Source organism: Corynebacterium jamesii (assembly GCF_046097395.1).
GTDB lineage: Bacteria > Actinomycetota > Actinomycetes > Mycobacteriales > Mycobacteriaceae > Corynebacterium.
Genome location: NZ_CP175789.1, coordinates 2377335 through 2396011, shown reverse-complemented (window position 1 = coordinate 2396011; position 18677 = coordinate 2377335). Strand labels below are relative to the sequence as shown.

Genomic DNA, 18677 nt, shown 5'->3' with positions numbered 1-18677 from the left:
CACCGCAGCACACACAGTCGGCGCGCCACACCAACCCAGCGAGCGCGCTCAGATCCCCCGTTATCCCCACGGGCAGCCAGCCTAGTCGGCCAACACCGGTGTCGCCCGCTTTCCCTGCATGGTCGGTACTTCGCGCCAGAATCGCGATTCCTCTGAGGTCACGTCGAACTGCATCAGCGCATTGGCATCGGTGACGTATATCTTGTTGCCGTCCGTGGCCACCGAGACCACCGGCGCAGCCAGGTTGCGGCCCGTGATCTGCTGCGAATACGAGCCATCAACCTCGATGTCCCACACCGGGGCATCGTTGGCTCGTGTGCCCACCAGTACGGATCCGTCGTCGGACCAATCCGCGCTCACCGCGGTATCGCCAACCGCGTACCCAATCTCCACCGGCGCACCCAGCCGCTTCGTGCCCTCCTCAGTGGTCTCCAAAACCACCACGTACACCCGCCCGTTCACGACCATCACGGCTCTGACACCGTCGTGGGATAGGCGGAATACGCTGATTCGCTTCTTGTCCCCATCGATCATCGCTAGCGTGGAGGCATCCACCTCCTGCTCGCCAGCGATGCCGGTCTCGGGGTTCCGCGTGACCTCCATGATTCGCTCGCCGTCGGCCACCACGTAAGCCGTGGTTGCATCCAGCCCCCAGGTCGGGCGGGTCAGAGAGTCCGCGCGCACGGAGCTCACCGGCTGGTCTTCCTTCGCTCCGATCATCAGCTGACGCCGCTCGTCGCCCCGCCCAGTCACCGCAGCGTACATCTCGTCGCGCGGGCTCAAGGCCACGGATTCGACGTACCGCTGGGTCAGCCAGCCGTCCAGCTTCTTTGCCCGTGCGCCGTCCTGTTGGTAGATATCTCCGCCGGAAACAGCTCGCAGCGGCACCTGCACCTGCACGTTCGGGTCGTATTGCGAAAGGTCCTGCACCAGCCACTTGCCGTGCATGTCGTCGGTGATGGGCGTGCCGTCGGCGGTGAGCTCGTACGGCCCGCGAACCTCGGATCCCGCCAACGTCCACACCACCTGCGCCGCCAGTAGTCTTCGCGCATCAGGCGAAAGGCCCTGCAGCCCGGTGAAGTTTACGGTGGGGTCTCCGTCGTCGGCGACTTGGGCAGTGGTGCCATCCGGAATAAGGTTTCGCACCGCCTTTTTTAAACGCTCCTGCGGCCCCGCAACCAGCAACGAGACCAGGGAGGCAGCGGTGGACTGCTGTCCGGTGTAAATCCATCGGCGGTCCGGCACCAGCGCCCGGCCGTCCAAGTCTGGGAAGTAAATGTTGTGCGCGCGGTACGCGCCCACGAAGTCCTGCCGGTCGAGCACCACAACGTTCGGCAAATTACTGATGCGCCACTGCCCGTCGACGTTCTGCATTTCGTAGCTTGTCTCAAAGGCGGTGTACTGCGGGTCGAATACGCCGCCCACGCCTAGTGTGCCGACGATGTTGCCGCGCACCCGATAGGTGATCTTCGAGTCGTCTCCCGGCCCTTCGGAGGCGATGTCGATGCGGTCGAGCACCATCGTCGGTGCTTCGGAGTGCCAGCGCCCCTGCATGCCACCGGTGAGGAACTTCTTCGCCGCCTGGTGGTTGCGCAGCGGATGGGCGCTGGCGGTAAAGAAGTCGCGCAGCAGCAAGTCGGAGGGCTGCCCGTCGGTCGGGGTCGGTGCCTCTTGCCCGCTAGGGGCCGGCGCGTATTTGGAGATTGCTTCGGGGCTCGTATCGTCCGGCAACGTCGAGCACGCCGCCAGCAGTCCCAGCCCGGCCACCGCGGCCAGCACTTTCGTGGTCTTGTTACTCATCGCTGCCGCCTTCCTGATCGTGGCTATCGACGCCCTCATCCCCCACCGCCAAAGGCAGCGGCGAGGTCTTCACGGTGCGGCCCTGTTCCAGCGGGAGCGTCAGCCGGAAGCACGCACCCACGCCAGGCTCGCCGGTGGCCTCGAGGCGACCGCCGTGGAGGTTCGCATCTTCCTTAGCAATAGACAGGCCCAGGCCGGTGCCGCCGGTACGGCGCTCGCGGGAGGGGTCGGAGCGCCAGAAGCGGTTGAACACCATCTCTTCCTCACCGGGCTTGAGCCCCACGCCGCGGTCGGTGACGGTGACAGCCAAGGCGTGGTCGCCGACGGCCATCTTCACGTCGATGGGCTTTCCCTCGGAGTGGTCGACGGCGTTGGCCAATAGGTTGCGCAGCACGCGCTCCACACGGCGCGAGTCGACAGCAACGACCACCGGATCAGCCGGCAGATCCACATTGAACTCAGTACCGATATCCTCAGCGATGGCGCGCACCTGCTGCAGAGCGGAACGAACCACACCGCGTACGTCGACCTTTTCTGCGGAGAGGTTCGCCACGCCAGCGTCGTGCCGGGAGATTTCCAGCAGGTCGCCGAGAAGAGTTTCGAAGCGATCCAGCTCCTTGGTCATGAGGTGCGCGGCGCGAGCGGTAATCGGGTCGAGCTCGTCGGCGTTGTCCTCGATCATATCCGCCGCCATGCGCACCGTCGTCAGCGGAGTACGCAACTCGTGGGAGACGTCGGAGGTGAACTGGCGCTGCAGCGAACCGAACTCCTCCAGGTTGCGAATCTGCGTTGACAGCTTGTCCGCCATGTCGTTGAAGCTGTAAGCCAACTTGGCCACTTCGTCCTGGCCATCGACGACCATGCGCTCGTGCAAGTGACCGGCCGCAAGCTTCTCGGCGATCCTCGAAGCAGAGCGGACGGGGCCGATCAGCTGCTGGGAGAACACCCAGCCAATCACCAGCAGCAGCATGATCAGAACCAGGCCGCCGGCAGAAAGCAACCCGCGCATGAGGCCGAGGGTGGCTTCTTCAGAGGTCAGCGGCACTAGCAGGTACAGCTCTAGCCCCGGGATGTCGGAGTACACGGGGCTGCCGATAATCAGAGCCTTGTAGCTGCCGTTATCGCCCTCTACGCGGGCGTACTGGTAAGCCACCTGCCCCTGGTGCACAAATTCGCGGAGTCTATCGGGGATGTCGACATTATCTGGGATCCGCGTTTCGGCGTCGCTCGCATTAGAGGCGATGAGCACCGACTCGTACACCGAGCCGCTCGACTGATTCACCCCGGCCGAACGGTTCGTCAGCACAGCCCTGGCGGAGGTCAGACGCACGGAAACGGGATTGGAAGAATCGGTGGCGCTGATTTGCTCCTCCACCAACGAGCGCGCCCGATCCATGCCGTCGACTGCCTCGGAAAACTTTGTAGCCAGCAGCTGCTGGCTCAAAAAGCCCACCAGCAGGAAGCCGATCAGCAGGAACGCGAATGTACTGGAGGCCAGCACGCTGCCGATCACGCGCAGCTGGATGGACTGGTGCCAGCGCAGCCGCAGCGAGTTGATTGCGCGCCGTGAAGTATCCCGGGGTCTGCGGAAGAAATCGCGCAGCACGGATCGGAACGTTGCGCCTGCGCCTAACGTCTTCCTCCGCCTCTTCAACGGGTAGAAAGTGGCCTCCGGGTCGCGCCAGCGCGTGGGACCCGACTGCGCCGGGCGGGGCTTCTTGCGCTTCTTCGGCCGCGGCTGCGCGGCTTGCAGTCGCCTCACTGGGCGGGCTTGCTCCTGCTCCACGAAAACCTATTCGCCGGTCTTGTAGCCGATTCCGCGGACGGTCTGGATAATCTTCGGGTCGTCTGGGTCCTTCTCCACCTTCGAACGAAGTCGCTGAATGTGAACGTTCACCAAGCGAGTATCGCTGGACTTTCGGTAGCCCCACACCTTCTCCAGCAGCTCTTCGCGGGAGAACACTTGGCGGGGGCGAGAGGCCAGCGTGACCAGCAAGTCGAACTCGATCGGGGTCAGGGCGATGTCCTGGCCGTCACGGATCACCTGGTGGCCCGGGACGTCGATCTTCAGGTCCGCGACCTCGATGGAAGCCGCCTGGTTCTCCTCCGGGGTGCGGCGCAGGCGAGCGCGTACGCGCGCGACCAGTTCCTTCGGCTTGAAGGGCTTGTGTACGTAGTCGTCTGCGCCGGATTCCAGACCCAGCACCACGTCCACCGTGTCGGTGCGCGCGGTCAACATGACGATCGGCACCGTGGAGTTCTCCCGGATCGCCTTGCAGACGTCGATGCCGTTCATCCCCGGCAGCATGACGTCGAGCAGAATGAGGTCCGGGTTGTGCTCTTCGGCGGCTTTCACTGCCTCTACGCCATCACCTACGACGACGGTACGAAAGCCCTCGCCCTGCAGGACAATGGTCAACATCTCCGCGATAGCTGGGTCGTCGTCGACCACCAGAATTGTTGTTTCCACGGTTGTCATCCTCTCATTTCTTCCAGCAGATCCGCGACCTTCTCTGCGCGGCCCTCATAGTCGTCCCCGGTACTGTCGACTGTTACCCACGGACTCAGCCACTGCTGCTCGGCCAGCGCCCGGTAGGCCTGGACGGTGCGTTCCTGCAGGCTCCTGTCGCGCTCATAGGCATCACGCGCCCGCGTCTGGTCCTGCGCCTCGCGCGACTCCGCGCGCTGCCCGGCCACCTGAGCCTCCACATCCACCAGAATCTGCAGATCGGGGGCGGGAATCCCCAGCATGTCCTGCTCTAGCTGCATAATCCATTCGCCGACCTCGGCCACGTCCCCATGCGTACGGGCAGCGGAATACGCCACGTTGGAGGCCGTGTAACGGTCGATCAAAATCATATAACCGTCGGCGTCGAAGCTCGCCAGCTCCACTCCAATCTCAGCCCGGTCCAGAGCAAACAGAGTAGCCATGCCGTGCACAGAATCGATCAGGTCGCCCAGGTTCTCGTGTAGCGCCTCGCGTGCCAGCATCGCCGCGTTAGATTCCTCGTAGCGCGGGAACGCGATACGCGCCACCGGCACCTCGCGCGCCACCAATTCCTTTTCTACGGCCATGACCAGGGTGTTCTTCCCTGCGCCATCGACTCCTTCGAAGCTAACGATCATGCTTAGTAGCGGTAGTGCTCCGGCTTGAATGGACCGGCGACGTCCACGCCGATGTACTCCGCCTGTTCCTTAGTCAGGGTCGTCAGCTTGCCGCCGAGCGCCTCCACGTGGATGCGGGCGACCATCTCGTCCAGGATCTTCGGCAGGCGGTAAACCTCGTTGCCGTACTGGTCGGACTTCGTAAACAGTTCGATCTGCGCGATCGTCTGGTCGGCAAAGGAGTTGGACATGACGAACGACGGGTGGCCAGTGGCGTTGCCCAGGTTCAGCAGTCGGCCTTCGCTTAGCACCACGATGGAGACCGGGTCGCCGTTTACTCCAGGGAAGGTAAACTCGTCGACCTGCGGCTTGATGGTCACGCGGCTAACGTCATCGCGGTGCATCAGGCTGGCCATATCGATCTCGTTGTCAAAGTGGCCGATGTTGCCCAGCACCGCGTGGTTCTTCATCATCTGCATGTGCTCGAACGTGATGATTCCGAGGTTCCCCGTCGCGGTGATGACGATGTCGGCGTCCCCAATAAAGTCCTCGACCTGCACGACCTCGAAGCCGTCCATGAGCGCCTGCAGGGCGTTGATCGGATCAACCTCGGTAACCTTCACGATTGCACCCTGGCCCGCCAGCGCCTCGGCGCAGCCCTTGCCGACGTCGCCGTAGCCACACAGTAGTACGGACTTGCCACCGATCAGCATGTCAGTGGCGCGGTTGATGCCGTCGATCAAGGAGTGTCGAGTGCCGTAGCGGTTATCGAACTTGGACTTCGTCACCGCATCGTTGACGTTCATCGCCGGGAAAGGCAGGAGGCCCTGTTCCGCGAAATGGTACAGGCGGTGCACGCCCGTCGTCGTTTCCTCCGTCACGCCCTTGATGTTTTGGGACGCCCGGTTCCAGAACTTATCGTCTTCCGCCAACGCCTCGCGCAGCATCCCGAGGAAAGCCTTGTACTCGTCAGCGTCCTGCTCTTCAGCCTCGGGTACGAGACCCGCGTTTTCAAACTCCATGCCCTTGATGACTGCCATGGTGGCATCGCCGCCGTCGTCCAAGATCATGTTGGCCTCGATGCCCTCACCCCAGGTGAAGATCTGCTTCAGGCACCACCAGTACTCGTCCAGGGTCTCGCCCTTCCAAGCGAAGACCGGCACGCCGGCCGGAGCTTCCGGGGTGCCGTCACCGACAACGACGGCCGCGGCGGCCTCGTCTTGGGTGGAGAAGATGTTGCAGGAAGCCCAGCGCACCTCCGCTCCGAGTGCGACAAGAGTCTCGATCAGCACGGCCGTCTGCACGGTCATATGGATGGAGCCGGCGATGCGGGCGCCCTGCAGGGGCTGCTCTTCCGCGTATTCGCGACGCAGCTGCATCAGCCCGGGCATCTCGTATTCCGCCAGGCGGATCTGGTGGCGGCCGGCCTCTGCCAGCGAGAGATCCTTGACTTTAAACTCCATGGGTGGGGCTACTCCTCGTAACTACAGGGCTGTATTTTCTTCCGACAGTCTACTAGCTTGCCCGCTAGCTTAAGGCCTCGACAAAGGTTTCCAGCCCCTCGTTTTCTAGTGCGTCCTCGTCCTGGCGGCCCTCGCGGCGTTCGAGCTCTCCATCCAGCAGCTGCAGCGCCACCTCCTGCAAGCTGTTCGGGCATTCTCCAATGTGCGCGCGGATGAAGGGGTGCTCGTCGGCCACAGTGGCCGTACTAAAGGGCGCGCCGCCCCAAATGGCTGCGACTGTGGCAGCGCAGAGGCCGATGGAGTGGTCCACCGAGCCGGGCTGGTCGTCGCGCAGGGCCAGGTTTACGGCATCCACTAAAGCCTCAGTGAGGTCGGGGCCGTCGAGGTCTGCCAATTCGTCAAGGAAGTCCACGTTGTCTTCCTGCGCGAAGATGAATTCGTCCCAGTTGCTCATCGTGCTGCCCTTTCTGTTGCTCAATTACCGACTGTAGCGCGTTTACACGCTCGGGAACGCTGGTGAAAGAACGGTATCCCTGATAGGCTCGCTTCTGCCTTAATCAAATTGTGATCTTCGTCGTGATCGCACTGTGGTAGCACAAGCCATTCTAAGGAGGTGAGCCAGATGGCCACGGAGGAAGAAGATTTCTACACCACCGAAGAGGAACACTCACCGGTGCCGCGCGTCATCAGCGGCATCGCCATTGTCGGCCTGGTTCTGGCCGGGGTAATCGGCGTGTGGACATGGCAGGCGGGCTCGGACGCGACGTCTCCGAAGCGGAACTCTTCGGACGAGTCAACGATTGCCATCAGCACCGATGCAGCATCCCAGGATTACGACGTGGTCTCCGATGAGCCCTCGTCACAGCCAAAGGCTCCCTCTTACTCGACACACCGTCCGGAGGCCGGCGACGGGGCGAATTTCCGCAATATTGCTCCGCTGGGGCAGGATCCTTACCTTCCGCCGAATGCCTGGAACGGCCGCCAAACTTCCAACGTGCAGCCATCCCGGACAATCGTCGCGGAGGGTCTGGATCCGCGCGCGACTACGCAGGCTCCGACTCGGACCCAGACACAGGCTCCCGCCCAGCCCCAACCCCAGCCCCAGCCCCAAACCCGCCCCGAGCAGGACAACGGGCCGATCGTGCCGCCGACCACGACACCTCCGACAAAGCCATCCAATCCTACGAAGCCGACTCGACCGACACAGCCTAGCCAGCCGACGGACCAGAGCACCGAAACCCCGATTTTCACGAAACCGACGGAGGCCCCTTCCGTCTCCGACAATGCCGACGAGCCCGCTGAGTCTACTGAGCTCTCGGAGCACGCTGAGCCCACTGAGTCCGCTGAGCCCTCGGAACCCACCGACACCACGGCGGGGCCAAAGACTACTACTCGCCAGGACGAGCGATAAAGGCCCGACCGCTAACGCGCGCCTCTTCGCCGGCGGGCACCCACGCGGCGGAGCCGCTATCGATATGCAGCTCGCCGCACCGTGCCACACCCCCAACGGCCAGCACGATCGCAGGGCCGGGGACCCCTGCCTCTCCCTCCAGTCGGCGGAGGCTAAATTCCTTTGCCGGGGTGTGGTAAACCCCGTCCGTGTCGGCTCGCAGCCGTGGGTCGTCGAGCTCTTCCCAACGCACCACGCTCAGTAGCTCGTCCACGTCGATGTGCTTGGAAGTCAAGCCGCAGCGCAGCACGTTGTCCGAGTTCGCCATGATCTCCACACCCGTGCCACGCACGTAAGCGTGCAGCTGCCCGGCATCCAGGTACAGGGCTTCGCCCTCCTCCAAGACCACGCGGTTCAGCAGCAGCGCAAAGAACACTCCCCGGTCGTTCGGGTACTGCTCCTCCAGGCGCAGCACCAGGTCCGCAACCTCGCCCTTCCAGTCGTCCGCGTCGGCTGCGAGCTGCTGGCAGCGCCCCGTGAGGGCGTCAATAATCCCAGAAAGCTCCCTCTCCGGCAGCTTCAGGGCACATTCGACCGCACCGTGTAGATCGCCACGCAGGAAATCCAACTCGGGCAGAGCCAGCCAGTCCAGCAGCTCCGCTGTGCGTGCGGCCGGCCGGAAGCCCGCCATCGCCTCGAACGTACCCAGGGCAACCAGCAGCTCGGGCTTGTGGTTGTCGTCCTTGTAATTGCGCTCAAACGCGCCGCGATCAACCCCCGCGGCATTCTCGGCGGCGAAACCAGCCTCGGCCTGTGCCTTGGTGGGGTGCACCTGGATGCTGAGGGCACGCTCGGCTGCCAGCAGCTTCAGCAAGAACGGCAGGCGAGTATGCCCCTTGCCCAACTGCCCTTCTGGGTCGGACTCAATGAGGTCCAGCAACACGCCCGGCGCCCCTGGGTGCGCGCCAAACCACAGCTCGGCCTCGGGCTGCGCGGTAGGCAGGGGCCGACCTTGCAGTTTCGCCAGGGATTCGTGCGAACCCCAGGCGTAGTTTTGCACTGCACCTTCAATGCGCTGCATAGGTGCCCCCCCCTAAGCCCGGATTACCGCGAGCGCTTCGTCGACGATGGCTTGCACTCCCTCGTCGTCGCGCGCCTCGACGTTGAGGCGCAGCAGGGGCTCTGTGTTCGACGCCCTCACGTTCAGCCACGAGCCATCCTGCAGCTCGATGGTCACCCCGTCCAGTCGGTCGACGGATACAGAACGATCGGCAAAGGCTTCAACCACGGCCTCGGTACGTTTGGCTTGGTCGGCGACCTCGGAGTTGATCTCGCCGGAGGCGCGGTAGGTCTCGTAGGCACGCTTCAGCTCGGACAGAGGCTTATCCTGCCCGCCCAGGGTCGCCAGGACGTGCAGGGCGGCCAGCATGCCGGAATCCGCGTTGAAGAAGTCGCTGAAGTAGTAGTGCGCGGAGTGCTCTCCGCCGAAGACTGCGCCTTCCTTTGCCATCTGAGCCTTGATGAAGGAGTGGCCCACGCGGGTGCGCACCGGCTTGCCGCCCTTGGCCTCCACCAGCTCGCGTACCGACTTGGAGGTAATCAGGTTGTGAATGATCGTCGCGCCCGGCTGCTCATCCAGGTAGCGCTCGGCGATCATCGCGCACACGGTGGAAGGAGACACGGCCTCTCCCTTTTCGTCAACGATGAAGCAGCGGTCCGCGTCGCCGTCGAAGGCAATGCCCAGGTCCGCTGCCTTGTCGACGGTGAACTTTTGCAGATCCACCAGGTTCTTCGGGTCCAACGGGTTGGCCTCGTGGTTCGGGAAGGTGCCGTCGAGCTCGAAGTAGAGGTCGAAGATCTCCAGCGAGTCCTGCTTCAGCACGGCCGGGACGGTCAGCCCACCCATGCCGTTGCCCGCGTCCACCGCGACCTTCAGCGGGCGGATATCGAGCGGCACGAGGTTGTTCAGATACTCGGCGTAGCCCGCGAGCACGTCCTCGGTGGTGTTGGCACCACGCTCACCGTCGTAGGCGGGCACACCGGCGACCAGCTCGGCGGAGATCCGATCCAGCCCGGAATCCTGGCCCACCGGGCGCGCGCCGGCACGGCACAGCTTGATGCCGTTGTACTTCGCCGGGTTGTGGGAAGCCGTAAACATAGCTCCCGGGCACTGCTTCACGCCGCTGGCGTAGTACAGCTCGTCAGTGCTAGTCAACCCCAGGGTAACGGTGTTCAGTCCCTGAGCATTCACCCCGTCCGCAAAGGCAGCGGCGAGGCTCGGGGAGCTGTCGCGCATATCGTGGCCGATAACGATCTGCTGCGCGCCCTCTTCGCGCATCAGACGGGCAAAGGATGCCGCCACGTCGCGCACGAACTCTTCGTTCAAGAATCCGGCGCCCTCGCCGACGACTCCGCGGACGTCGTAGGCCTTAATGGCCGCTGCTACGTCTGTGGGGGAATGGGTAGCCATGGGGGTTTCCTTTCGCTAGTGCTGGTCGCGCACCGCGCGCAGGTGGCGGCGCGGTGTGGACCTGGGCAGGTTCTTCATGGAAGGGTGATGCGGCGTGGATTCCGGAATCTCGGAGCGCCGGTAGAGCCTCGGGGCGGGCTGCGACTCCACCTCGGCCTCGTGCTCGGCAGCTTGTTGTACGGCCTCGGCCAGCGCCATGAGGTCTTCTTCGTCGGCCTCTTCGGCGGGTTCGTCGGCAAATTCCAACGTCCAGCCCTGCGGGACAGTAGTACGGCGGGCGTGGTTTTCACACAGATCCCACCGGTGAGGGTTTCCGCTAACGCTCAGCGGCCCCACAATGGCACGCTGCTCTGCATAGTTGAACTCCAGCGTAGCTACGGCAGGCTTGCCGCAGCCGGGGCGAGAGCATTGTCGGATGAAAGTCACGCGCATTAGTGTAGCCCTTTTACCCTCGCTTTCGAGCGTGCCCTCGTGGCATGTCGCCGCGGCGCGGTTAAGATGAGTCCCTATGAAGCAGGACGCGCGCATGAGGCAAGATCCCCGCGGCAGGGGCATTCGGGGTATCTTGCTGCCGGAGGTGCCTCGGAATAAGTCCCGTTCGCAGCGCTTCGACGATGCGGTCATCGATGCGTTCGAGCCCATTTTGGAGCGTTTTGACGCCGAGCTTTCCAGCCTCGACATCGCCGTCGACGTCGTACCGCGCATGCGTCTGAGTGCAGGATACCGGCAGTGGCCGGAGGATGTGGTGGCCGACGGTCAGGTACCACTGGGGCGGCTAGTGGCCGCGGGCGTGGACAATGCGGGCGCGCCGACGCGCCCGCGGATCATCATTTTCCGCCGTCCGGTGGAATCCCGCGCCGCTTCCGCACTGGATCTACAGAACATTCTGCGGATGATTATCGTCCGCCTGGTGGCCTGCTACCTGAACGTCTCTCCCGATCAGATCGACCCTCGGATGAGCTAGCCGATCCGCTTCTTCAGGCGGCGGCGTTCACGCTCAGAGAGCCCACCCCAGATACCGAAGCGTTCGTCGTGCTCCAGTGCGTACTCCAGGCATTCGTCGCGCACACCGCAAGCCTGGCAGATGCGCTTCGCCTCGCGGGTGGAGCCGCCCTTCTCCGGAAAGAAAGCTTCCGGATCAGTCTGGGCGCACAGAGCCTGCTCCTGCCAATCCTGCTCCACCGCATCGAACAGCAGGTCGAAGTCCTGCGTTAGGTCGAAGAGGTTCTTCTGGCGAGCTTCGTTGTCCACGTTCGCCTCCTGCTCCACCGCCGAGGAGCCGTCAGCAAAGTGGCCACGAAGGGCGGTGTCTACTGACTTGTCCACGGGGGTTCTCCTCATCTGATGGGTGTTTGGTTTCCGGCCTGTCTTTGTCGCTCTATTGAAGATTACACACTGGTAATTACACTGCGTCAAGCTTTAGCGAAATCCCGTCAGTCACTGGAGTCACACCAGCCACACAGCCCCCAATTCCCCCAGCCCCCTAAGAAAATGGTCCCGCGCACGACCACAATGTGTGCGCGACCCCCTACTCGAAACCACAATATATGGAAATTTTCCTGAACCTTTAGTTCAGGACACACTAGATGTAGTGAAATTTTCCAAAATTTTTCTTTAGAGGGGAAGATTCCCGAAAAAACCTAAATATCCGAGGAGAAACGCACTCCGCCATCCGGCAGGGTCACTCCCGGCCACACACGCAGGCCATCGCGCAGCTCACAGCGGGCACCGATAACGGCACCTTCGCCGATTACACAGTCCACCAGGTGAGCCCGCGCCCCAATGCGCACGCCCGCAGCCACCACGCAGCGCTCCACGGTGGCGCCCGCCTCGATGTGCACGCCGTCGAAAATGACGGACTCCTCCACGCGCGCGCCACCGCCAACTTCCACACCACGGCCAATCACCGTGCCACCCAACAGCAAGGCACCACCGGCGATGGCACTGGACTCGTCCACCAGGCTTTCCCCGTGACGGCCAGCCAGCAAAGGCGACGGAGCGATTCCGCGCACCAGGTCAGAGGATCCACGCACGAAGTCCGTCGGCGTACCCATGTCTCGCCAGTACGCCTGGTCCACGTGGCCGAACACGCGGGCACCGGCCTCCAGCAGGCCGGGGAAGATCTCACGCTCCACGCTAACCGGGCGTCCGGCGGGGATCTTCTCTATCACGGAACGGTTGAATACGTAGCTACCCGCGTTAATTTGGTCCGTCGGCGGATCCTCCGTCTTTTCCAAGAAGGCGCTCACTCGGCCATCGGCGTTCGTCGGCACACAGCCGAATGCGCGGGGATCGGAGACGCGCAGCAGGTGCAAAGTAACATCCGCCTCCTGCTCCACGTGGGTGTTGAGCACGGCTTGCAGGTCGGTGCCGCCCAAGACGTCGCCGTTGAAGACCATCGCACGGTCGTAGCGCAGATGATCCAGCACGTTGCGGATACCGCCGCCGGTGCCCAGCGGTTCCTCCTCCACCACGTACTCGATCTCAAGACCCAAGTGGCTACCATCACCGAAGTGCTCCTCAAAGACCTCGGCTTTAAAGGAGGTTCCCAGCACGACGTGCGTCATACCAGCCTCCTTGATGCGTGCCAGCAGGTGCTCCAGGAAAGGCGCGCCCGCCACCGGCAACATCGGCTTCGGGATGGAGTTAGTCAGGGGGCGCAGTCGGGTGCCCTTGCCGCCGACCAGGATCACTGCATCGGTCGTGGCTGCGAGATCTACCACTTCTTTGGCCTTTCTATTCCTTACTGCTCTTACTATTGGTTTTCACACACTAGTCACTGTTTGCGCCCTGCTGGTCACCCCACGCCGTGTGCTAACGCAATTGCAATCTTCTCGCGGATCTTGAGTCCCGCCTTCAGTACCAGCCGCACCGGCAGGTAGCGCACACCCGGCAAACGGTCAGCCTGGAAGCGATAAGCGCTATCGTGATGAGCCTTCAGCACCACGTCCGGGTGCTTACCCGCCACGTGCCCTTTGGCGTGACGAATCTCGGCGCTGGGCACAAAGACATTCAGCCAGCCCGCGCGCCCCAATCGGTCGCCCAGGTCCACGTCCTCCATGTACATGAAGTAGCGCTCGTCGAAGCCGCCCAGAGCCTCGAAGGCATCCCAGCGCAGCAACAGGCAGGACCCACTCAACCAGCCCGCTGTCCGCTCAGTGTCCATATCGTCGTCATCCAGGTAGCGCTTCGTCCACGGGTTCGACGGCCAGACCTTGCCCAGCAGCGCATGCCCAATGCCCGAGCCCAGTTGCGGTACTGCGCGCGCAGACGGGTAAGCGCTGCCATCTGCCTCGACGATGCGGGGGCCTAGCGACCCTGCTCGTGGATGACGCCGCGCCGCCGCCAATAGTTCCTCGATCGCGCCGTCACCGAACACGACGTCCGGGTTAGAAATCACCAGGTAGTCTGGGTTGATCTCCCCAGCCTCCCGCGCCGCGCGCAGGTGCCGGGCGCCGAGATTCATACCGGCTCCGTAGCCAACGTTGCCCCCGCTATAAACCAACTCTGCCCGGCCGGCCTCCGCAGCGGCCTCGGGAGCGCCGTCCGTGGAGCCGTTGTCCACCATGACGACCCGCGCGTTAGTCGGCACCGAGTCCAGGAACTTGTTCAGGTACTCCCCCGGTGAATAGGTCACGGTGATAATCGCGATGGGTGCCTCTGTCATGGGCGTTGAGGTTACCCCAGGGCTGCCCGCAAACTATCCCGCCACGCGGGCAGGCCGGTCGCCGGAATCTGCAAGGCGCTGTTGTGCGGACGGCACGCCGGGGTGGGATACTCGCTGCTCGCAATTGCCTTCACACGGCCTGGGTCGTGGCCCACTGTGGCGAAGATCTCCCGGGCAAAGCCACACCAGGTGGTCAGCGGGCCAGAACCGGTCACATGGCTAATTGCCGAGGCCTGTCGCCCGTCCACCATCGCCGCCAATTCTGTGGCCAAGACGTCTACGTGGGTGGGGCGGCCGTACTGATCGTCCACCACCCTGGGGTTCACGCCCGTCCGAGCCAGGCGTGCCATTGTGGTGGCGAAGTTCCGCCCAGTCGCGTCATAGACCCAGCCAGTCCGCACCACGCGCCCGCCGAGGTTCAGCACGCGCCGCTCCCCTTCCAGCTTGCTGCGGCCATAGGCATTGACCGGGCCAGGCTGGCCATCGACCGGGTTTTCGTAGCCCACCGGCAGATTCCCCGAGAACACGTAGTCGGTGGAGACGTGCCACATCGGCACCTCGTGCACTTGTGCCCAGGAGGCTAACCTCCCCGGGGCTACCGCGTTTACTTGATGCACCACGCTCGCGTTCTCAGGCTTCTCGGCATCGTCAACGGCTGTGAATGCGGCGAGGTTGACGATGGCCGACACGGGAGACGGCGGCGTCAAAAGGAAAGAGTCCACAGAACCCGCGAGGGCGAGGTCCGCGTGCGCACGCCCTACCGGCACAAAGTCGGGGCGGAGGCGCAGCAGAGCCCGGCCGACCTGACCGGAAGCTCCGAAAACCAAAACACTCATGAATTTAGTACTACACCAGCGCCATCTTTGCCGCTAAAGTGTGAACAATGACAGAGCATGAGAGAGGCCGCCATTCGCGGCGCATTCAGGCAGCTCCCAGTGGTCCGGAGGCCAAGCAGATCGGCTCCGGATGGTCGCGCGGGGTGCTGGCTGCGATCTCGGCACTCGCGCTGGCAGTCATGGGCATTGGCTACATGACCGTCGGAAACCTGAACGACGGGCTGGCTCAGGCCGACAACCTAAACCTCGGCAACCAGCCGGACGGTGCGACCGACATCTTGCTGGTGGGCGTGGATTCCCGAACGGACGCACAGGGCAACCCGCTGTCGCAGAAGGAAATCGACATGCTCCGTGCGGGCGAAGAGGACGTCACGAACACGGACACGATGATCCTGATCCGTATTCCGAACGATGGCTCCTCGGCCACTGCGGTCTCTCTGCCTCGCGACACGTACGTCAGCACCCGCGACAACGGCAACATGAAGCTCAACGGCGTGTACGGCACGGCGAAGTTCGAGAAGTCGCAGGAGCTGGCCAAAGACAGCGACAACAGTGAGTCCGATATCGACAAGAAATCCACCGAGGCGGGGCGCCAGGCGCTGATCAGCTCCGTGGCCGACCTCACCGGCATCAACGTGGACCACTACGCCGAGGTCGGCTTGCTGGGCTTCGTGCTGCTCACCGACGCGGTCGGCGGCGTGGACGTCTGTTTGAAGAACAAGGTGAACGAGCCACTGTCCGGCGCGAAGTTCAAGAAGGGCCGCCAGACGCTCGACGGCCAGGATGCGCTGAGCTTCGTCCGCCAGCGCCACGAACTGCCGCGCGGCGACCTGGATCGCATCACCCGCCAGCAGGCCTACATGGCCAGCTTGGCCAACCAAGTGCTGTCGTCCAAGACCCTGACGGACCCCGGCAGCATGTCCAAGCTCAACGACGCTGTGCAGCGCTCCGTGGTGCTGGATAGCGGCTGGGATGTCATGGGCCTGGCCACGCAGATGCAGAACATGGCCGGCGGCGACGTGAGCTTCCAGACCATTCCCGTGACCAGCATCGACGGCACCGGTGACTACGGCGAATCCGTCGTGACGGTAGATACCGACCAGGTTCACAAGTTCTTCGAAAAGCTCCTGGGCGACAAGCCAGGCGAAGAGAAGAAGGACTCGGACAAGCCGGCCAGCATCACCGACTACGAGGCCAAAGACTACAAGGTCAACGTCTTCAACGCCTCCGAGCAGGCCGGCCTGGCCGCCCGCGTTGCGGACCTGACGAAGGCCTACGGCTACAAGGCGGGCAAGGTCGGCAACTACGCGGAGACCGGGGTGTCGGAATCGCAGGTCAATGCGAAAAGCGCCGATGATCCCGCCGCCCGCGCCCTAGCCAAGCAGCTGGGTGGCCTGCACGTGGTAGAGGATCCCTCGCTGGACGAGCACGAGCTCTCTGTCACCCTATCCGGCACCTACTCCGGCCCGGGCATCCTGGCGCAGTCGGCCCCGCTGACTAAGCCAGACGATCCAAACGTGGGCACGCTCACCGAAGGCATTAAGGACCTCGACGGTGACGGCATCCCGGACGAAACCGCCACTACTAGCGGCTCCGCGACCAACACCGAAAAGCCCACCACCGTCGGCACGCCGGGCTCCGGCGAGGGCACCGACCGTAAAGACCCGATCGACGCCGGCGGCGACGGTCCGATGTGTGTGAACTAATGGATATTATTGCCCCCCTCGTAGCCCAGGATCCGGCCGCCCCGCGGCTGACTACGTACACCCCGGCCGGCCGCATGGAGCTGTCCGCCCAGACGCTGCACAACTGGCAGTCGAAGGCCGCTCACCTACTGGATTCGCTCGCCCCGGCCTCGGTCGGGATCGCCTGCGCCCCGGGGTGGCAGCCGCTCATGATTGTTCTGGGTTGCTGGCGCACTGATGTTCCTATTGTGGACGCCGACTCGTGCGACGTGCTTTTTACCGACGACTTAACCCTGGCGGAGGCCCACTCGGGCGAGGTTTTCGTACTCTCCGACGACCCCTTCGGCCGTGGCGTGGAGGAGTCCGGTGGCGAGCTGCCCTTCGGTGTGAACGACTTTTCCCCTGAGCTGCGCGTACAGCCCGATGCTTACCCCGGCCCGGCGGCAGCCCCCGCCCCAGAAGGCCCACGGGTGCTGGTGCGCGCGTGGACTGATACCCAGTCGATGCTGGATACACTAAAGCCGCTGCGCGACGGCGGCTCGGTGGTGATGGCCACCGAGCCCACTGCCGAGATCGCAGCGGCGGAGAACGCGACTATTTAACGTCCCTGCGTTGGTGGACGAGGAACGCCCAGGCCACCAGCGCCACGGTCCAGGCGCAAACGATCGCCACGCTGACCGGGGTGGCGTGCGCCCCTACGGAGACATTGCCTCCGAGCACCATCCAGATGTTGTTGAATGGCAGGTAGGGCGCGATGTTGTCGGCAATCCATTGGCTGAGCTGTTGAGAGATCAGCTCCACCGCAGTGGCCCACACCAGCGGCAGCGCTACCGCGCCGGCCGAGGAGGGAATCAACACGCCGATGGCCGAAGCCATGAGGCTAACCAAACCGGCGAAAAGGATCGTGTAGCCCAGCAGCGGCAGCTGCTCGGTGTTCATCTTCTGCGGCAGGGTGGCCACCATCGCCAGCGATACGCCCACCGCCACAACCATGGTCACCACCGCCAGGGCGGCATTGACGAACATCTGCGCGAACAGCTGCTGCCAGCGGGCGGGGATCACCAAGAAGGACTGCGCGTGCAGGTTGTGCCCGCGGGTGCCGCTGACCCTCACGGCCGATAGCGACAGGATCATCAGGTAGGCCGGTAGCAGGCCCACGCCCAGCTCCGCCAAGTTCACCTCGGGCTCGTTGGCCCCGTACTCGGATCTGTAGTAGCTCAGGGTCAAGACGTTGGCGCCCACGTAGAACAGCAGGACGAAGCCCAACATGATCCAGGTGCCCCACATCGCGCGCGAGCGCGTCCATTCGCTGCGGATAATTCCAAACATTATTGGCCTTCCCTCCCCTGGGTCTTGTACTCCACTGCCTGCCCGGTCGCGTCCAGGAACTTCTGCTCCAAGCCGGCGCGCTGGGGTGCCATCTCCAGAACCACAGCACCGGTATCGCGTGCCAGTTCGCCGAGGAGCCTATCCAGGTCGGGAGCTTCGGAGGCGAACACCAGGGAGCCGTCGGTTTGCCGGGTGAGGTTGATGCCCTCCAGGCGCGAGGTGGCGTCCACAAAAGAATCGGGATCGGCAACGCGCATCCGGATGGTGGGCTGGGTGCCCGAACGGAGGAACTCGTCCATTGTGTATTCGCCGATGAGGGAGCCCTTGCCGATGACGACCAAGCGGTCGGCGGTGAGCTCCATTTCGTGCAGGAGGTGGGAGCTGACCAGCACGGCGCGCCCCTCGGACGCGCTGCGACGAATGAGTTCGCGCATCCAGTGCACGCCCTCGGGGTCGAGTCCATTGACCGGTTCGTCGAGGATGAGGTGCTTCGGGTCGCCCAGCAGAGCCACGGCCAGGCCGAGGCGCTGTTTCATACCGAGGGAGAACTTCTTGATCTTGCGCTTCTGCACCCCTGTCAGGCCGACTTGCTCCAAGCACTCGTCGGCGCGGGACTGCGAGATCCCCGCCGCCTGAGCAATGGAGCGGATGTGCGTCCGGGCGGAATGACCCGGCATGTACCAGGTGGGTTCGAGAAGAGCGCCAGCGATGTGAGGACGCTGCGCACGGTAGGCATGCAGAGGTTGGCCGTCGAAAGTGACCTCTCCCCTGCCAATCGTATCCAGCCCCAGAATGCAGCGCATCGTGGAGGACTTTCCGGAACCATTCGGCCCCAGAAAACCTGTGACCTGGCCATCTGGGACAGAAAAAGTGAGCCCATGGAGAACCTCCGTGGACCCATACTTTTTAGTTAATTCTTTGACTGCGATCAT

19 protein-coding genes are annotated in these 18677 nt (G+C 63.6%); 4 read left to right on the top strand and 15 right to left on the bottom strand.

Going from position 1 to position 18677, the window contains the following annotated elements; all coding sequences use genetic code 11:
- Positions 1 to 81: 81 nt before the first annotated feature.
- The 6 genes from lpqB to ACKFRT_RS10725 form a co-directional block, all read right to left on the bottom strand.
- On the bottom strand, positions 82 to 1800 hold the full coding sequence (gene lpqB / locus ACKFRT_RS10750; RefSeq protein WP_408925279.1) for an MtrAB system accessory lipoprotein LpqB: 1719 nt from the start codon (positions 1798 to 1800) through the stop codon (positions 82 to 84).
- Positions 1793 to 3454: an MtrAB system histidine kinase MtrB gene (gene mtrB / locus ACKFRT_RS10745; RefSeq protein ID WP_408926106.1), complete on the bottom strand. Its 1662-nt coding sequence runs from the start codon at positions 3452 to 3454 to the stop codon at positions 1793 to 1795. The genes lpqB and mtrB overlap by 8 nt, the downstream gene beginning before the upstream one ends.
- A 138-nt stretch (positions 3455 to 3592) precedes the next feature.
- Positions 3593 to 4270 (bottom strand): MtrAB system response regulator MtrA, encoded by a 678-nt coding sequence (mtrA, locus tag ACKFRT_RS10740; RefSeq protein WP_296213052.1) that lies wholly within the window; start codon positions 4268 to 4270, stop codon positions 3593 to 3595.
- Between the two features lie 5 nt (positions 4271 to 4275).
- A complete protein-coding gene (locus ACKFRT_RS10735) occupies positions 4276 to 4926 on the bottom strand; it encodes a dTMP kinase (RefSeq protein WP_408925278.1) in 651 nt (216 codons plus the stop codon).
- Between the two features lie 2 nt (positions 4927 to 4928).
- Positions 4929 to 6368 (bottom strand): adenosylhomocysteinase, encoded by a 1440-nt coding sequence (gene ahcY / locus ACKFRT_RS10730; RefSeq protein ID WP_408925277.1) that lies wholly within the window; start codon positions 6366 to 6368, stop codon positions 4929 to 4931.
- Positions 6369 to 6432: 64 nt separating this feature from the next.
- Positions 6433 to 6822 (bottom strand): DUF4259 domain-containing protein, encoded by a 390-nt coding sequence (locus tag ACKFRT_RS10725; RefSeq protein ID WP_408926105.1) that lies wholly within the window; start codon positions 6820 to 6822, stop codon positions 6433 to 6435.
- Between the two features lie 168 nt (positions 6823 to 6990).
- On the opposite strand from ACKFRT_RS10725, the gene ACKFRT_RS10720 reads away from it, so the two are divergent.
- Complete coding sequence (locus ACKFRT_RS10720; protein WP_408925276.1) at positions 6991 to 7779, top strand: hypothetical protein; 789 nt, start codon at positions 6991 to 6993, stop codon at positions 7777 to 7779.
- Here ACKFRT_RS10720 and manA read toward each other — a convergent pair.
- The 3 genes from manA to ACKFRT_RS10705 are packed head-to-tail and all read right to left on the bottom strand — an operon-like array spanning position 7757 to position 10660.
- Positions 7757 to 8839 (bottom strand): mannose-6-phosphate isomerase, class I, encoded by a 1083-nt coding sequence (manA, locus tag ACKFRT_RS10715; RefSeq protein WP_408925275.1) that lies wholly within the window; start codon positions 8837 to 8839, stop codon positions 7757 to 7759. The two genes, ACKFRT_RS10720 and manA, sit on opposite strands and share 23 nt — an antisense overlap.
- A 12-nt stretch (positions 8840 to 8851) precedes the next feature.
- On the bottom strand, positions 8852 to 10228 hold the full coding sequence (locus ACKFRT_RS10710) for a phosphomannomutase/phosphoglucomutase (RefSeq protein ID WP_408925274.1): 1377 nt from the start codon (positions 10226 to 10228) through the stop codon (positions 8852 to 8854).
- Positions 10229 to 10243: 15 nt separating this feature from the next.
- Positions 10244 to 10660, bottom strand: a complete 417-nt coding sequence (locus ACKFRT_RS10705) for a DUF3499 domain-containing protein (protein ID WP_408925273.1) — start codon at positions 10658 to 10660, stop codon at positions 10244 to 10246.
- A 76-nt stretch (positions 10661 to 10736) separates the two neighbouring features.
- On the opposite strand from ACKFRT_RS10705, the gene ACKFRT_RS10700 reads away from it, so the two are divergent.
- Positions 10737 to 11192, top strand: a complete 456-nt coding sequence (locus tag ACKFRT_RS10700) for a metallopeptidase family protein (protein WP_408925272.1) — start codon at positions 10737 to 10739, stop codon at positions 11190 to 11192.
- Here the strand turns inward: ACKFRT_RS10700 and ACKFRT_RS10695 are convergent.
- From ACKFRT_RS10695 to ACKFRT_RS10680, 4 genes are all read right to left on the bottom strand, one after another.
- A complete protein-coding gene (locus ACKFRT_RS10695) occupies positions 11189 to 11554 on the bottom strand; it encodes a WhiB family transcriptional regulator (protein ID WP_034971252.1) in 366 nt (121 codons plus the stop codon). The two genes, ACKFRT_RS10700 and ACKFRT_RS10695, sit on opposite strands and share 4 nt — an antisense overlap.
- A gap of 314 nt (positions 11555 to 11868) precedes the next feature.
- On the bottom strand, positions 11869 to 12951 hold the full coding sequence (locus tag ACKFRT_RS10690) for a sugar phosphate nucleotidyltransferase (RefSeq protein ID WP_408925271.1): 1083 nt from the start codon (positions 12949 to 12951) through the stop codon (positions 11869 to 11871).
- Positions 12952 to 13025: 74 nt separating this feature from the next.
- Positions 13026 to 13895: a glycosyltransferase family 2 protein gene (locus ACKFRT_RS10685; RefSeq protein WP_408925270.1), complete on the bottom strand. Its 870-nt coding sequence runs from the start codon at positions 13893 to 13895 to the stop codon at positions 13026 to 13028.
- An 11-nt stretch (positions 13896 to 13906) separates the two neighbouring features.
- Positions 13907 to 14731 (bottom strand): SDR family oxidoreductase, encoded by an 825-nt coding sequence (locus ACKFRT_RS10680; RefSeq protein ID WP_408925269.1) that lies wholly within the window; start codon positions 14729 to 14731, stop codon positions 13907 to 13909.
- Between the two features lie 47 nt (positions 14732 to 14778).
- Here ACKFRT_RS10680 and ACKFRT_RS10675 point away from each other — a divergent pair, with 47 nt between their 5' ends.
- Together ACKFRT_RS10675 and ACKFRT_RS10670 are read left to right on the top strand one after the other, a co-directional pair.
- Positions 14779 to 16437, top strand: coding sequence for an LCP family protein (locus ACKFRT_RS10675; protein WP_408925268.1), 1659 nt, complete (start codon positions 14779 to 14781; stop codon positions 16435 to 16437).
- A complete protein-coding gene (locus ACKFRT_RS10670) occupies positions 16437 to 17018 on the top strand; it encodes a TIGR03089 family protein (RefSeq protein WP_408925267.1) in 582 nt (193 codons plus the stop codon). Before ACKFRT_RS10675 ends, ACKFRT_RS10670 begins: the two co-directional genes overlap by 1 nt.
- On the opposite strand, the gene ACKFRT_RS10665 is transcribed toward ACKFRT_RS10670, so the two are convergent.
- Both ACKFRT_RS10665 and ACKFRT_RS10660 read right to left on the bottom strand, forming a co-directional pair.
- Positions 17011 to 17745 (bottom strand): ABC transporter permease, encoded by a 735-nt coding sequence (locus tag ACKFRT_RS10665; RefSeq protein ID WP_408925266.1) that lies wholly within the window; start codon positions 17743 to 17745, stop codon positions 17011 to 17013. The genes ACKFRT_RS10670 and ACKFRT_RS10665 overlap by 8 nt on opposite strands.
- On the bottom strand, positions 17745 to 18677 hold the full coding sequence (locus ACKFRT_RS10660; RefSeq protein WP_408925265.1) for an ATP-binding cassette domain-containing protein: 933 nt from the start codon (positions 18675 to 18677) through the stop codon (positions 17745 to 17747). The genes ACKFRT_RS10665 and ACKFRT_RS10660 overlap by 1 nt, the downstream gene beginning before the upstream one ends.

Excerpts from the sequence above, each read along its gene's own strand:
- lpqB (WP_408925279.1), bottom strand. The coding sequence starts at position 1,800 with ATGAGTAACAAGACCACGAAAGTGCTGGCCGCGGTGGCCGGGCTGGGA.
- ACKFRT_RS10735 (WP_408925278.1), bottom strand. The coding sequence starts at position 4,926 with ATGATCGTTAGCTTCGAAGGAGTCGATGGCGCAGGGAAGAACACCCTG.
- ahcY (WP_408925277.1), bottom strand. The coding sequence starts at position 6,368 with ATGGAGTTTAAAGTCAAGGATCTCTCGCTGGCAGAGGCCGGCCGCCAC.
- ACKFRT_RS10725 (WP_408926105.1), bottom strand. The coding sequence starts at position 6,822 with ATGAGCAACTGGGACGAATTCATCTTCGCGCAGGAAGACAACGTGGAC.
- ACKFRT_RS10720 (WP_408925276.1), top strand. The coding sequence starts at position 6,991 with ATGGCCACGGAGGAAGAAGATTTCTACACCACCGAAGAGGAACACTCA.
- manA (WP_408925275.1), bottom strand. The coding sequence starts at position 8,839 with ATGCAGCGCATTGAAGGTGCAGTGCAAAACTACGCCTGGGGTTCGCAC.
- ACKFRT_RS10710 (WP_408925274.1), bottom strand. The coding sequence starts at position 10,228 with ATGGCTACCCATTCCCCCACAGACGTAGCAGCGGCCATTAAGGCCTAC.
- ACKFRT_RS10705 (WP_408925273.1), bottom strand. The coding sequence starts at position 10,660 with ATGCGCGTGACTTTCATCCGACAATGCTCTCGCCCCGGCTGCGGCAAG.
- ACKFRT_RS10700 (WP_408925272.1), top strand. The coding sequence starts at position 10,737 with ATGAAGCAGGACGCGCGCATGAGGCAAGATCCCCGCGGCAGGGGCATT.
- ACKFRT_RS10685 (WP_408925270.1), bottom strand. The coding sequence starts at position 13,895 with ATGACAGAGGCACCCATCGCGATTATCACCGTGACCTATTCACCGGGG.
- ACKFRT_RS10680 (WP_408925269.1), bottom strand. The coding sequence starts at position 14,731 with ATGAGTGTTTTGGTTTTCGGAGCTTCCGGTCAGGTCGGCCGGGCTCTG.
- ACKFRT_RS10675 (WP_408925268.1), top strand. The coding sequence starts at position 14,779 with ATGACAGAGCATGAGAGAGGCCGCCATTCGCGGCGCATTCAGGCAGCT.
- ACKFRT_RS10670 (WP_408925267.1), top strand. The coding sequence starts at position 16,437 with ATGGATATTATTGCCCCCCTCGTAGCCCAGGATCCGGCCGCCCCGCGG.
- ACKFRT_RS10665 (WP_408925266.1), bottom strand. The coding sequence starts at position 17,745 with ATGTTTGGAATTATCCGCAGCGAATGGACGCGCTCGCGCGCGATGTGG.
- ACKFRT_RS10660 (WP_408925265.1), bottom strand. The coding sequence starts at position 18,677 with ATGATCGCAGTCAAAGAATTAACTAAAAAGTATGGGTCCACGGAGGTT.